Below are 13,015 nucleotides of genomic sequence, written 5' to 3'. Positions count from 1 at the left end.
CATGAATTCCCTAGCAATATTACCTACGATAAGTACCAGCTTTATCGTTTTAAGTGCTATTACGGTAGCGATTGGCTGGTGGCAAATTAAACAAAGGAAAATAGAAGCACATAAAAAGACAATGTTTACAGCTGCAATATTTGCACTTATTTTCTTTATCATTTATGCATCAAGAACTATTTTTATTGGAAATACGGCCTTTGGCGGTCCAGACAATTTAAAAATTTATTACACAATTTTTTTAATTTTTCATATCACTTTAGCAACCACTGGAGCAGTTTTTGGAATTGTGACACTCTATACAGGTTATAAAAATAACTTAACCAAACATCGAAAACTAGGTCCGATTACAAGTGTCATTTGGTTTTTTACAGCTATCACTGGTGTGGCCGTATACTTATTACTTTATGTTTTTTACACGGGAGGAGAAACAACCTCGACGATAAAAGCAATATTAGGAATATAAAAGTGCCTGCAATGGCACTTTTTTGTATTATTATGAAAGGAATTTCTGGCTATTAAGAGAAATATTTTAATAAAGGGAGTGATGGACTTGGAAATCAAAGAACTTGAGGAAAAGGATTATTTAGAATCACTTAAGCTATCAATGTATGCTTTTCAATACAAAGTACCTGAGGATCGTGTTGCTCAAAGACTAGAAATGCTGAAACGACATACAGTAATAGGAGCGTGGGAGGATAATAGTCTTTGTGCCAAGCTTCATATAATACCTTATCATATTAATATGAAGGATAAACAATGGAAAATGGGTGGTATAGCAGGGGTTGCAACATATCCTGAATTTAGAAGAAACGGGTATGTAAAAAGGTTAATAATAACAGCATTAGAAAGAATGCGATATGAAGAGCAATTTGTTTCACTATTACACCCCTTTGATATTAGCTTTTACCGAAAATTCGGCTGGGAAGTATTTACTGAAAATAAGAAGCTGCTTATTGAGAAAAAGGATCTTAAGTTTTTAGAAAATCAGCCTGGCTCCATTAAGCGGTTTACAAAAGACAGCCATCATCCTGATATAGAAGCCGTTTATGCTCAGTACAGTAATAATTATATGGGGATGCTTGTTCGTGAGAAATCGTGGTGGACGAATAACATTTATGGTGAGGGTAAGATTGCCGTTTACTACAACAAAAATGATGAACCAATAGGGTACATCTTATTTGAAGTAAAAGAGAGTAAAATGGAAGTTGAAGAGTTTGTTGCGTTAAATAGAGAGGCAAGGTGCGGATTGTGGAATTTTATTTGTCAGCATGACTCTATGGTTGATAACGTCAGCATACTAACTTCAAACCATGAGCTTTTGCCATTTATCATGCATCAACCAAAAGTAAAGATGGAGGTTACTCCCTATTTTATGGCACGTGTTGTCGATGCTGAGCAATGCCTAAATAAATATCCTTTTAATAACATCAATAATAAGGTATTCCTGCACATTGAAGATGAATATGCGCCTTGGAACAATGGCACCTATCTCCTTAGTGATGGAGAAGTAAAAGTTTATAAAGACAAGCAAGGAAGTAATTGTGTTCAGCCTCCTAAACGAGGTGTAAGATTAGATATTAATTCATTGACCGCGTTACTATTTGGTTACAAACGCCCTGCAGAATTATTTGAACTAGGTTACATACAGTGTCAAGAAACAGAAATAGAAGTTTTAGAAAAACTGTTCCCACAAAACAAGCCATATTTTTATGATTTCTTTTAAATAGGCTATGTTATGATTCATTGTTGATTTTCGTGTAGGGTTGATCATTCATAAGCGGAGAATTTCCGGCTATTGATATAAAGGAACCTTAAGAAGCCGATATAAGCGGAAATATTCCGGTTACCTGCTTTAAATAAGACAAAATCCAATGATTTGGATACCATAAGCGGAAAAACTCCGCTTATTTTCCAAACACAGTAAAATCAACATTCAGCTTGAACGCAGCCCAAATAAAAAAAGACGCATGAATGGTATTCATGCGTCTTTTTGCTTACAAAGCAAATTTATCAACTTCGGATTTTACACCCTCAAGAATTTTCTTGCATTGATTTACTAGCGATGTTGGGAAGTTTTCCCCTTCACCATATTCTACTCCGTGAGGATAATAATGTTTACCTAATAATGGCGTTATTAACTCGATAACGGCCTTATTAGAATCAACATTTCCTTCTACAGCAAAGCCTTGAACTCGTAAGTAAAATGTTCCTTCTTTTAACTCAAACTTACGGTCGTATGTAACACGGTCGTAATCCCACTGACCTTCTCGAACTAAACCGTACTCAAGCATTACATCATCTAAACGGTTTAAATCAGCTTTCATCTTTTCATAGCCAGTATTCTCGAATCTCATAATTAGTCCCTCCTAGAAACAATGCCTAACCTAAGCAAATTAATTCAATTTAATAATAGTTGAAAATGTGTAAACTTGCAATGAATACATCATCGAATAAATCATTCCTTTTTGGTAAACATAAGAAAATGGTAAAGCAAAACTATGTAAAAATGGGGGCGTAGAATTGGAAAAGATACGTGATATTATGACAGATAATGTAGAGTGTTGCACGTTGTTGGATAATGTTTTTGAAGTGGCAGTAAAGATGAAGGAATTAAATGTTGGAGCTATTCCCATTGTTGACAAGGATAAGCTTGTAGGTATGATTACCGACCGTGATATCGTGGTGAGAGGCGTTGCTGAAAAACACCCAGGTTCAACAAAAGTGGAAGATATTATGAGTAGTAAACTTGTAACAATATCTGCAGACTCTACAACCAAGGAGGCGGCAAATTTAATGGCAGAGAACCAAATTCGCCGGCTCCCTGTTGTCGAAGGGGATAAATTAATTGGTATTGTTTCTCTGGGAGATTTTGCAATTAGAGAATTGACAGATGATCAAGCGAAAGAAGCACTTACAGAAATCTCAGAGCAAAATTATAATGGGGTACAACACTAATAGGAAGAACAGATACATCAAAATGGTGTATCTGTTTTTTTACATAAATTATATTTTTCTGACAAGTTTAATATTCTCTATTACTTACAATGATAATGGTGATATAATAATTAAAATAAGACATATTATGAATGAAATGTAATAGAGAGGGTGAATACAACTGCGTACTCTCTTCAGAATCCTCATCCTAGCGTCGATTTTCGTGACCATTGGTTTTTATGCAAGTATAAATGAAAATGGCGATAATGAAGTTTTAATTACTGATGAACATACGTTAGAAATGAACAATTCATTATATCAAAATCGGGAAAATAATATCCAAGAGAAAACGTCTGGTGAACATCCAAACAGTGGTATGGGCTTACTCGTTGGTCAAAATCTCACCTATTTAAAAGGAATCCTAGGTGAACCACAAAGAATCGATGAATCTTTATATGGGTATCAATGGTATATTTATAATACTGACTACTCCCGTTATGTCCAGGTTGGTGTGGAGAATAACAAAGTGGTAACGGTATTTGCAATAGGCGATAATTTGGATGTTTCACCATTTAAAATAGGACAGCCAATTGAGGAAATTTTTAATACGCAGTCTATTGATACAAATATAGATATTGAGTTTAAGGGGAATTCTTATCGTTTTGAATTGAATGATACTGATTTGAATATTCGTCCATTAATAAAATTGGGAGATGTTTTTGCCCAATTATATATAGACAAATTTACTGGCAGCCTCTCCAGTGTACGCTTTTTGAACGATGAAACCTTAATTAAACAGCGTCCCTACGAACTAGTCTATAGCGGTGAATTAATTGAAGCGCTTGAGCCTAGTGAAGAGATGTGGAGAGTCATTGAGGAAGGAACTGAGAAAGAAATACATGATATCACCAATGTTATGCGGATAAGGCATAATGTGAAAAGTTTAAAATGGGATGAGGAGACATCAGAAGTAGCCTATGGTCATAGTAAGGATATGTCAGATAACAATGACTTCTCCCATACCTCTAAGAAGTTTGGCAGTCTTTCCGATAGACTAGAGGCTGCTAGAGTTGCCTATAAGTCTGCTGGTGAAAATATTGCTGCTAATTACACTGATGGTCCTGCAGTGGCCGAGGGCTGGTTAAATAGTAAAGGTCACCGGGAGTCATTATTAAATGAGGATTTCACTCACCTAGGTATTGGAGTGTATCAAAAATATTATACACAAAACTTTATTCAAAAATCTGAGGATTAGATAAAAGTAAAAAGGTGACTAGCTAGTCACCTTTTTACTTTTTATCTATATGCACCAGTTGGTATTCGTTAAAATGAAAATGATTTCCTTCCCAGCTGCCATATATTCTTAATACCTCCCCAACCGAAAAAGTATCAATTTCAATATTATTTCTGATTGGGATTATTTTTTTAGCTTTTATTAATTTTGTTTCGGTTTGGACTGTAAGTTCATATAAAAGTATGTACCGATGATAATAAAAACGTTGTTTTTCTTGGTTAATACTTTTTATTTCACCGGTCAGAACCGCTTCTTTTGCTACATCAGCAGCTGCTAGCCACTTACTATCATTTAGTTTCATTTCTTTTCTAGTAAACCAAAAGAAGTAAAGGCAAAGAATGGGAATGACAACCGCAGTAACCATTTTGTTCTTTCTCCTCGTTTACCCTATTTTTGAATAATAAAAAACGTTCCTGTTGCATGGGCTATTTTTTTTCCGTCCGAGCGGAAAGCTTCTCCTGAAATCACAACCGTCTTGCTGCCGTGATGAATGATTTCAGCTTTACAAAGGAGTGAGTCGCCTATTCCAGGAGCAATATAATGGATATTCAATTGATTTGTTACCGCTCCATAACCTTCTGGGAGGATGGCATTTATAACTGTCCCCATAACAGTATCAAGCAGAGTGGCAGTGATTCCTCCATGAACCATATCTAATGAATTATTCCAAACGGCATTTAATGGCACAGTGATTTCACAGGTTTTCTTTTCTTTATCTATTTTTCTCTCCATATGTATGAGCCCATCAATATATTGTGTATACTTTTTATCAATTTTCTTTTGAAATCCTTCTAATAAATAGGCAAGTGCATCTAAATCCTCTTCAGATCCTTTTTCAATACAATTGTTTAATAATTCATGTAGTGCATCTTTCATCAGTAATCCCTCTCTCGTTTCTCATTCTGAAGTCATCTTACCATTATAAATATAATTTTTACAGCAAGTAGTTTTTTCACAATTTTTAATTTAGCACATATCGTATAATAGGCACATTGGATTTGGGCAGGGGTGAAGTATTATGCAAAAAAATTTACATCCTTCCGTGATTAAATTTAAAGAGTTTGTGAAAAACAACCCGGCGTTAATTAAGGAAGTACGGAATGGGAATTCAACTTGGCAGGAGTTATATGAAGATTGGTATCTACTTGGAGAAGAAGATAATCGTTGGGAAACATTAGGGGTTAAAACTAGTCCTAGTGCTGAAAAGGAAGAGGATAAAAATGGAGACTGGATATCAACAATCCTTGGAACCGTACAAAAAATGGATCACAATCAAATTCAGCATTATGTTAATAACTTAAGTCAAGCGCTAGGGGCTATTCAAGGCGTACTTTCCCAATTTCAGGGCAGTCAACCTAAACAGGCCCCATTAAAAGTTGAACACAAACATCCTTTTTCATTTCGTAAAGACTAACAGAAGGGAAAGTTTCCATGAGAAGAGATGTACTAGAATATTTAAATGGCCAAAAAGAATTAAAGAAATTTATACGAGAACAGCCGCTATGGTATCGAAAGTTATCTAGGAACCCCTATGATTTGCAGACTTTAGAAATTGAGTCACTTCATTACTATAAAAAAACCATTCCACACAAGGTTGAGAAATTTACAAATAATGTACAAATGGCATCCATGATGTTTTACATGCTTCAGTCTATGAAAGACCAAGATTGATGATGGACCACTTAGCTTGTGGTCTTTTTTTCGTTAGGCTGTGTTAAAGGTAACTGTTGATCTTAGAACTCTGTTGATTTGTGCGGAAGGCGCGAGACTCCTGCAGGAGGACGGGACAGGGGAGACCCCGCAGGCGCTTTAGCGTCGAGGAGGCTTCCCGAACCGCCTGCGGAAAGCGAAGCGCCTCGGGACAGGCAGAGACGGCCTGTCCCTGCGGTGATTATTCGAGGTAGCATTCCTTAGTGGAGCACAAATCAACAGCCCAATTTAACACAGCCTTTCGTTAAAAAAGTAAAGAGTAAAAAAAATAAACGAGGTGAACAATACAGGTAAAAGGAGTGATGATTTGAAAAAGTACATGGAATTAACCATTCTTTCTATATTTTTAGTTAGTATCCTTTCTGGCTTCCAAGGTTCAACTGCATCACCGGTATTCAGTGAATATTCGGACAAGGCGCCCTCGTTTTTTGTTCAATCCAAAACGAATGGCAAAGATGTATTTGTTGAATGTATTTTATCTGGAATCAGCTTTCGGCAATCAGATCAAAAGGGTCAGAAAGTAGGTAAGCTGGTAGTTTGGGTAGATGGGAAAAGAACGAGGGAGGTAAACGCAGCAGCCTTTATCATTAAAGGTCTTCCTCCAGGGGAACATGAGGTTAAATTGGAGGTTGTAGATTTGCACAACAAATCATACGGATTAACAAATGAGTTCTTGGTAAATATCCCTAAGTAGTAGTTTATTTCACTTTCAGCATACATTCATGTTAAAATGTGAATGGAGGTGGGCTTACATGCTAGCTACATCAGAAAGAGTAGAACTATTAGAATACGCTGAGGAATTAGCACAAATGGTTTTTGAATCTGACATTTTAGAACAATATCAGATTTGCCTATATAAGATGCAGTCGAATAAAGAAACGCAAGAGAAGATTAACCGTTTTGTAAACCTTAAGGAGCTTTATGAAGAGGTGCAGCGGTTTGGCAAATATCATCCAGATTATAAAAGGGTAATGAGTCAAATTCGTGAATATAAACGGGATATGGACTTAGATCCACATGTAGCTGAATTCAAATTAGCAGAAAATGACCTGCAAAATCTGCTCGATGAAATCAGTATGCAGGTGGGAGGGGCAGTTTCTAAACATATTAAGGTTCCTACAGGAAACCCATTTTTCCATTCTGATTCCCATGGCGCTGGCTGTGGCGGTGGTGGAAGCTGCGGTTGCTCAGCATAAAAATTCGGCTTAATTCTGATTAAGCCGTTTTTTTACCTTTTTAACCGCGTACAATCAACGCATAGGTTCCCGCAGCAAAACATTTTTTCTTGAGGTACATAAAACCGGTGCCGATAAACCAAAAGAACTCCATCCTGCCTCACAAAAATTGTTTCACTGTGCAAACGGTGACCCTTCATTGCTACAATGGAACACTTGATAATGAATTCCTCAAGAGTCTGCTGAGATAAATTAGGGGTTATGGTAATATATAAAAACGGGATTCCAGTTATTTTTTTCCAGTGTACATTTGTAATACTTTTATTCGTTGAGAGTTTCTTAATAAATAGCTGCCAAATTGGCTCTAAATCCATATGAATCACCATTATCCTTTGGAGTTTTGGTAAAATTACCGAATCATCAGTAAAGTTTGAATTGAAAAAGAGAGTTTTAATATGCTAGACTTATTAAAATGATGGTTTATTGAAGGGGAAAATAAGTATGTTCGTTCAAAGGCAAGGATTGGTTATTTGGCTATATTCCTTAAAGCAAGCAAAGATGTTAAGACGTTTTGGGAATGTTCATTACGTTTCAAAAAAATTAAAATATGTTGTACTTTATTGTAATCAAGATGAACTTGATGTGATTATGGAAAAAATAAATTCCTTTTCATTTGTTAAGAAAGTAGAACCGTCATATAAGCCTTTCTTAAAGATGGAATTTGAAAATTCATCACCAGATAAAGCAAAAGAATATGATTATAAAATGGGTATATAAAAAAGCTTCAGCGCAAACGCGCTGAAGCTTTTTTAATGTAACGGTTTTATATAATGATTTAGTCTCAATATTGCAATTAAATGTTGATAGTACAAGTCTTTTTCATGGAAAATGGCAGATGGTTTAACTGATAATTGAATGATTTGCTTTCCAAGTTCCTCTGCAGTCTGCTGAAATAAATCATATCTTTTATTCGGAGTAAAGTTTGGATTAGGGATACCTTCACGGCAAATATAAAGTGCTTGGAATTTTCCAGGATCTGTGAGCTGCAAAACGACTGCAAGAGATGTCACTTGCTTATCATTCTTTTCTGTATGAAATGCCATCATATGAAGAAGCCGGTGTTGATTAGCCTTCGCTAGTTCAAGTAACTCATATATATCCGAATAACCCTCACCTAGTTCAATAAAGCGTTGTATCAAAGATAACTCTCCTTTGTTTAAGAATTTATTCCATACTTTATCATATTTTTGGATATAAAGCTTTAAACAAAAGAAAAAACCCTGCAGACATACATCTGCAGGGTCCTTCTACATCCTCGATAAAGGATAGAAGGCAAAGGGAGAGGAGAAACCGGAGGAAGAACTTATGGGGAAACGTAAGTCTTCTCCGCGGTTGGCAACAACATCCTCGAATTGATGTTGTTACTTACATTATTTCCACAACGCTCAAGCTTATACGTATTTAAAATAATTTTTCGCAAAATAATCCGACAAGTTGGCTAGTTTAGTCAATTATGATAGGATAATGTTAAAAATAGAATATAGAAAAAATTGTGGTGATAATATTGAGAGTCGTTTCAGGAGTTTGTAAAGGAAGAGCCTTAAAAGCTGTCCCTGGAAATACAACAAGACCAACAACTGATAAAGTAAAAGAAGCCTTATTTAATATGATTGGACCATATTTTGAAGGTGGATTAGGACTGGACCTATTCGCTGGCAGCGGTGGATTAGGATTGGAAGCGCTAAGCAGAGGTGTAGAAAAAGTCATTTTTGTCGACCGGGACGCCAAGGCGATTCAAACCATCCATGAGAATATCCAAGCATGTAAGATGGAGGATAAGGCGGAAGTGTACCGGAATGATGCAGACAGAGCATTAAAAGCCTTAGTAAAAAGGGAAATTCACTTTGATTACATATTTTTAGACCCGCCGTATAAAAAGCAGCAGTTACTCAGTTTAATGCAAAAGATTTCGGAATATAGGTTATTAAAAAATGGCGGTTACATAATCTGCGAACATAGTCATGATGTTGAATTACCAGTAAGTGCAGGGGAATTTTCACAATATAAGCATGAAAAGTATGGAATGATTGCGATTACAATTTATTCGCAGCATAGTGAGGAATAAGGGGGAGTCTTTTGTGGCTAGTATTGCTGTTTGTCCTGGGAGTTTTGATCCAATCACGTTTGGTCATTTAGATATCATCAGAAGAGGCGCAAAGGTATTTGATATGGTCTATGTGAGTGTCATGAATAATTCATCAAAAAACCCGCTTTTCAGTGTTGAGGAGCGGATAAGTCTAATAAAAGAAGTAACAAAGGATCTTCCAAATGTGAAGGTCGACGAACATTCTGGACTCCTTGTTGAATATGCTAAGTCAGTTAATGCGAATGCTATCATTCGCGGATTACGTGCGGTTTCAGACTTTGAATATGAAATGCAAATAACCTCCATGAACAGAGTGCTAAATGATGAAATTGAAACATTCTTTATTATGACTAATAGCCAATATTCTTTCTTAAGCTCTAGTATTGTTAAGGAAGTATCAAAATACAATGGCAATATTTCAGAGCTTGTACCACCTGTTGTGAAAAATGCACTAGATAAAAAATTTAACAGATAACGTAAAAAGCCTTCAGGGGAACCTAAGGCTTTTTTGGTGTTCTTACTGATTGAAAATACAAGAGCAATACATATAACGACAAGGAAAGGATGGTAATGATTGGTCCAAGTTCAATAATTTTATGGTATAAAGTATGCATCCATGTACCTTCTTCAAAAAAACTAACCGGGATTGCATTAGATGGCTGTTCTGTTTGATAGAACCGAACATAAATGGGTTTCCACAAAATAAAAGCAAAAGAACTTGCGAATATCCCTTGTGCAATTCTTGCAAAGAAGAACGGTTTAAAGCGAATATCAGTCTGTGCTAAAATACTGGCTACCTGCGCTTGAACACTAAAACCGCTAAAACCTAGGATAAAGCTTGTAATAATCGCCTGCTGGAGTAAAGTAGCGTCCCCGACACGGCTTGTTAAATCACTTCCCATTGTAATTTCAAATAATCCTGAAATGAAAGGAATACTAAGCATATCAGGAAATGATAATGATGAAAGAGCAAGATCAAAACCTTTTGCGAGCGCAGCAGTAATATGTAGATGAAAGAGAAGCTTGTTGATAACTGAAAATAATATAATAAATCCTCCAACCATTAGCAAAGTTTGAATGGAAGAACTTACGGCATCGCCTAGAAGTTTGCCAATGGGGCGGTTGTCATTTATTCTTGTTTGATGAAGTGCTGAGAAAGCAGACCTTAGTATGAATTTTCCTTGTTTGTCCTTCGCTTTATCGGGGGTTTCCCTGCCATAAAACCTCATCATAAGACCCACACAAATATTTCCTAAATAATGGGCCAATGCTAAAATGACTCCTAAATGAGGATTATGGAAAAAACCAACTGCAACCGCGCCAAAGATAAATAATGGATTTGAGGAGTTTGTGAAGGAAACAAGCCTTTCTGCTTCAATTTGGGTTAACTGACCTTCCTGGCGCAGCCTTGTAGTCAACTTAGCACCTGCCGGGAATCCAGAAGCCATTCCCATTGCCCAAACAAACCCGCCTACACCAGGAACTCTGAATAAAGGTCTCATGAGCGGCTCTAATAACACACCAATAAACTTGACTACCCCAAACCCAATTAACATTTCAGATACGATAAAAAACGGTAACAATGATGGAAAAACAATTTCCCACCACATATTAAGTCCACGGATGGAGGCTTCAAAAGACTCCTTAGGATATGCAATCATGGAACCAGCTAAAATGATAGCAGATATAGATAAAAATATTGTTTTTATTTTAGATTGAAGCAAAGAAAGAGCCTCCTCTCCGAGGGTTTTGTTATACTGTATAAATAAATAATGTTAAAATAAGGATTATTCATTTGTTTAATCATCAGGCCTTGTCCCCATATAACACAAATATACTCATATAACGCTAAATTAGACCATAAGATTGAACGAGATTCCCCTAACATATTTTGTATTGTCATAATGCTTTTAAAGCTTATGAAAAGGAGGGAATGCTATGGAGCGTCCTAAAATAGGATTAGCACTTGGTTCTGGAGGAGCACGGGGATTTGCCCATTTAGGAGTCATAAAAGTTTTGAAGGAAGCTGGAATTCCTATTCATATAATCGCCGGCAGCAGTATGGGAGCACTAGTAGGCAGTTTTTATGGGGCAGGCATTGAAATCGACCGTTTATATAAATTATCAACTGCATTTAAACGAAAATATTTTTTAGATTTTACTGTTCCGAAAATGGGCTTTATTGCAGGGAAAAGGGTGAAGGATTTTATTAGGGTTTTTACTCACGGTAAAAATATTGAGGATTTATCCATTCCTTTAGGCATTGTAGCAACCGATTTACTTACTGGTGAAAAAGTTGTGTTTAAGCAAGGTCCCGTGGCGGAGGCTGTCAGAGCAAGTATAGCTATCCCTGGAATTTTTGTCCCTGAAAAATATAACGGAAGAATCCTGGTGGATGGTGGAGTGTCAGATAGGGTTCCAGTATCCGTTGCGAAAGAAATGGGTGCAGATATTGTGATTGCTGTTGACGTATCGAGGGTAAAGCGTAATGCGGAAATCACCTCTATTTATGATGTTATTATGCAGAGTATTGATATTATGCAAACAGAAATCCTTATTAATCGTGAGATAGCTTCTGATATCATGATTCGTCCGCCAGTTGAGGTCTATAGCTCCCGTGCATTCACAAATATCGACGAAATCATTACTCTTGGAGAAGAAGAAACAAAAAAACAAATAGAACAAATAAAATATGTTATAGAGGGATGGAAGGGGTAAAATGCTATGAGAAGAAAAATATTTACAGGTTCTTCCATAGTTATAGCATTGCTGATGATTGCGGGCATTTTCTTTTCATTACCTTTTTATGTATCAAAACCGGGTATTGCCAAAGAACTAGCCCCCATCATTCAGGTAGACGACCGAAAAGAAGGTAAGGGCAGCTTTATGCTTACAACTGTAAGAATGGGAAGAGCCAATATCTATTCTTATGCGGAGGCTATGCTTTTTGACTATGTTGAACTCTATCCTGTGGATGACATTTTACATGAAACGGAAACGCAGGATGAATACAACGCAAGGCAGCTTCACATGATGGCAGGATCGAAGCTGAATGCAATTGAAGTAGCTTATAAAAAGGCCGGTTATCCAGTTGAATACGAATATAAGGGTGTCTACGTTGTTCAGGTAGTACCTGATATGCCAGCAGAGGGAAAATTACTTCCTGGCGATCGTATAATTGAGGTTGATGGTCGGAAATTTACATCTTCTGAAAGCTTTATCGAATTTGTTGGCAGCAAAAAGGCTGGCAATCAAGTAGAATTAACGATTATGAGGAATAATAAAACGAAGAAAGTAAAAGTTATGCTTCAGGCTTTCAAAGAGGAACCAAAGAAGGTTGGTATTGGGATTTCTTTGGTTGATGATAAGGAAATTATTGTGAATCCCAAAGTAACCGTTAAGACAGACGAGATTGGCGGTCCTTCGGCAGGATTGATGTTCGCATTAGAAATCTATGATCAGTTAATGGAAGAGGACTTTACGAAAGGCTACAAAATTGCAGGAACAGGGACCATTGATTCCAAAGGAGTAGTTGGACCTATTGGGGGGATTGACCAAAAAATTGTTGCTGCAGACAAGGCAGGGGCAGAAATTTTCTTTGCCCCAAATGAAAAGGGAATCAGTGATTCCAATTACAACTTAGCGGTTAAGACAGCAATTGAAATTGATTCCAAAATGAAGATTGTCCCGGTAGACTTAATTGATGATGCGATTAATTACTTGCAGAAATTACCTATGAAATAAGAAAGATGG

General features: G+C 36.6%; 18 protein-coding genes. 13 read left to right on the top strand and 5 right to left on the bottom strand.

Annotated features, from left to right (window positions below; translation table 11 throughout):
• Position 1: 1 nt before the first annotated feature.
• Together MLOOGBEN_RS24805 and MLOOGBEN_RS24800 are read left to right on the top strand one after the other, a co-directional pair.
• A complete protein-coding gene (locus MLOOGBEN_RS24805) occupies positions 2–466 on the top strand; it encodes a DUF420 domain-containing protein (RefSeq protein WP_179160959.1) in 465 nt (154 codons plus the stop codon).
• 87 nt (positions 467–553) lie between these two features.
• A complete protein-coding gene (locus MLOOGBEN_RS24800) occupies positions 554–1,726 on the top strand; it encodes a GNAT family N-acetyltransferase (RefSeq protein WP_179160958.1) in 1,173 nt (390 codons plus the stop codon).
• Positions 1,727–1,997: 271 nt separating this feature from the next.
• Here the strand turns inward: MLOOGBEN_RS24800 and MLOOGBEN_RS24795 are convergent, their stop codons facing one another.
• Positions 1,998–2,357, bottom strand: a complete 360-nt coding sequence (locus tag MLOOGBEN_RS24795; protein ID WP_179160957.1) for a YugN family protein — start codon at positions 2,355–2,357, stop codon at positions 1,998–2,000.
• 166 nt (positions 2,358–2,523) lie between these two features.
• Here MLOOGBEN_RS24795 and MLOOGBEN_RS24790 point away from each other — a divergent pair, with 166 nt between their 5' ends.
• Both MLOOGBEN_RS24790 and MLOOGBEN_RS24785 read left to right on the top strand, forming a co-directional pair.
• Positions 2,524–2,958: a CBS domain-containing protein gene (locus MLOOGBEN_RS24790; RefSeq protein ID WP_179160956.1), complete on the top strand. Its 435-nt coding sequence runs from the start codon at positions 2,524–2,526 to the stop codon at positions 2,956–2,958.
• A 202-nt stretch (positions 2,959–3,160) separates the two neighbouring features.
• Positions 3,161–4,192: a CAP domain-containing protein gene (locus MLOOGBEN_RS24785; protein WP_179160955.1), complete on the top strand. Its 1,032-nt coding sequence runs from the start codon at positions 3,161–3,163 to the stop codon at positions 4,190–4,192.
• Between the two features lie 34 nt (positions 4,193–4,226).
• Here the strand turns inward: MLOOGBEN_RS24785 and MLOOGBEN_RS24780 are convergent, their stop codons facing one another.
• Together MLOOGBEN_RS24780 and MLOOGBEN_RS24775 are read right to left on the bottom strand one after the other, a co-directional pair.
• Positions 4,227–4,595: a hypothetical protein gene (locus MLOOGBEN_RS24780; RefSeq protein ID WP_179160954.1), complete on the bottom strand. Its 369-nt coding sequence runs from the start codon at positions 4,593–4,595 to the stop codon at positions 4,227–4,229.
• Positions 4,596–4,618: 23 nt separating this feature from the next.
• The gene (locus MLOOGBEN_RS24775) at positions 4,619–5,107 is read right to left on the bottom strand and encodes a PaaI family thioesterase (RefSeq protein ID WP_179160953.1); all 489 of its coding nucleotides are present in this window, start codon (positions 5,105–5,107) and stop codon (positions 4,619–4,621) included.
• A 139-nt stretch (positions 5,108–5,246) separates the two neighbouring features.
• Here MLOOGBEN_RS24775 and MLOOGBEN_RS24770 point away from each other — a divergent pair, with 139 nt between their 5' ends.
• From MLOOGBEN_RS24770 to MLOOGBEN_RS24750, 5 genes are all read left to right on the top strand, one after another.
• Positions 5,247–5,645 (top strand): YlbD family protein, encoded by a 399-nt coding sequence (locus tag MLOOGBEN_RS24770; RefSeq protein WP_179160975.1) that lies wholly within the window; start codon positions 5,247–5,249, stop codon positions 5,643–5,645.
• A gap of 17 nt (positions 5,646–5,662) precedes the next feature.
• Entirely contained in the window at positions 5,663–5,902 is a 240-nt protein-coding gene (locus tag MLOOGBEN_RS24765) for a YlbE-like family protein (RefSeq protein ID WP_179160952.1), read from the top strand.
• Positions 5,903–6,248: 346 nt separating this feature from the next.
• On the top strand, positions 6,249–6,635 hold the full coding sequence (locus MLOOGBEN_RS24760) for a hypothetical protein (RefSeq protein ID WP_179160951.1): 387 nt from the start codon (positions 6,249–6,251) through the stop codon (positions 6,633–6,635).
• Between the two features lie 58 nt (positions 6,636–6,693).
• The gene (locus MLOOGBEN_RS24755) at positions 6,694–7,137 is read left to right on the top strand and encodes a YlbF/YmcA family competence regulator (RefSeq protein WP_179160950.1); all 444 of its coding nucleotides are present in this window, start codon (positions 6,694–6,696) and stop codon (positions 7,135–7,137) included.
• A 480-nt stretch (positions 7,138–7,617) separates the two neighbouring features.
• Complete coding sequence (locus MLOOGBEN_RS24750) at positions 7,618–7,893, top strand: YlbG family protein (protein WP_179160949.1); 276 nt, start codon at positions 7,618–7,620, stop codon at positions 7,891–7,893.
• A gap of 32 nt (positions 7,894–7,925) precedes the next feature.
• Here MLOOGBEN_RS24750 and MLOOGBEN_RS24745 read toward each other — a convergent pair whose 3' ends face one another.
• Positions 7,926–8,315: a DUF7147 family protein gene (locus MLOOGBEN_RS24745; protein WP_179160948.1), complete on the bottom strand. Its 390-nt coding sequence runs from the start codon at positions 8,313–8,315 to the stop codon at positions 7,926–7,928.
• 365 nt (positions 8,316–8,680) lie between these two features.
• On the opposite strand from MLOOGBEN_RS24745, the gene rsmD reads away from it, so the two are divergent.
• Positions 8,681–9,241 carry a 16S rRNA (guanine(966)-N(2))-methyltransferase RsmD gene (rsmD, locus tag MLOOGBEN_RS24740; RefSeq protein ID WP_179160947.1) on the top strand — a complete coding sequence of 187 codons (561 nt, stop codon included), beginning with the start codon at positions 8,681–8,683 and terminating at the stop codon, positions 9,239–9,241.
• A gap of 13 nt (positions 9,242–9,254) precedes the next feature.
• Positions 9,255–9,737, top strand: coding sequence for a pantetheine-phosphate adenylyltransferase (gene coaD / locus MLOOGBEN_RS24735; protein ID WP_179160946.1), 483 nt, complete (start codon positions 9,255–9,257; stop codon positions 9,735–9,737).
• A gap of 22 nt (positions 9,738–9,759) precedes the next feature.
• Here coaD and ylbJ read toward each other — a convergent pair whose 3' ends face one another.
• Positions 9,760–10,986, bottom strand: a complete 1,227-nt coding sequence (gene ylbJ / locus MLOOGBEN_RS24730) for a sporulation integral membrane protein YlbJ (protein ID WP_179160945.1) — start codon at positions 10,984–10,986, stop codon at positions 9,760–9,762.
• Positions 10,987–11,200: 214 nt separating this feature from the next.
• On the opposite strand from ylbJ, the gene MLOOGBEN_RS24725 reads away from it, so the two are divergent.
• Both MLOOGBEN_RS24725 and MLOOGBEN_RS24720 read left to right on the top strand, forming a co-directional pair.
• Positions 11,201–11,980 carry a patatin-like phospholipase family protein gene (locus tag MLOOGBEN_RS24725; protein WP_179160944.1) on the top strand — a complete coding sequence of 260 codons (780 nt, stop codon included), beginning with the start codon at positions 11,201–11,203 and terminating at the stop codon, positions 11,978–11,980.
• A 6-nt stretch (positions 11,981–11,986) separates the two neighbouring features.
• Positions 11,987–13,006 (top strand): SepM family pheromone-processing serine protease, encoded by a 1,020-nt coding sequence (locus tag MLOOGBEN_RS24720; protein ID WP_179160943.1) that lies wholly within the window; start codon positions 11,987–11,989, stop codon positions 13,004–13,006.
• The last annotated feature ends 9 nt before the right edge of the window (positions 13,007–13,015 follow it).

The sequence above is a fragment of the Bacillus sp. EB106-08-02-XG196 genome (genome assembly GCF_013396335.1).
GTDB lineage: Bacteria > Bacillota > Bacilli > Bacillales > Cytobacillaceae > Neobacillus.
This window is presented reverse-complemented; position numbering and strand designations above follow the sequence as displayed.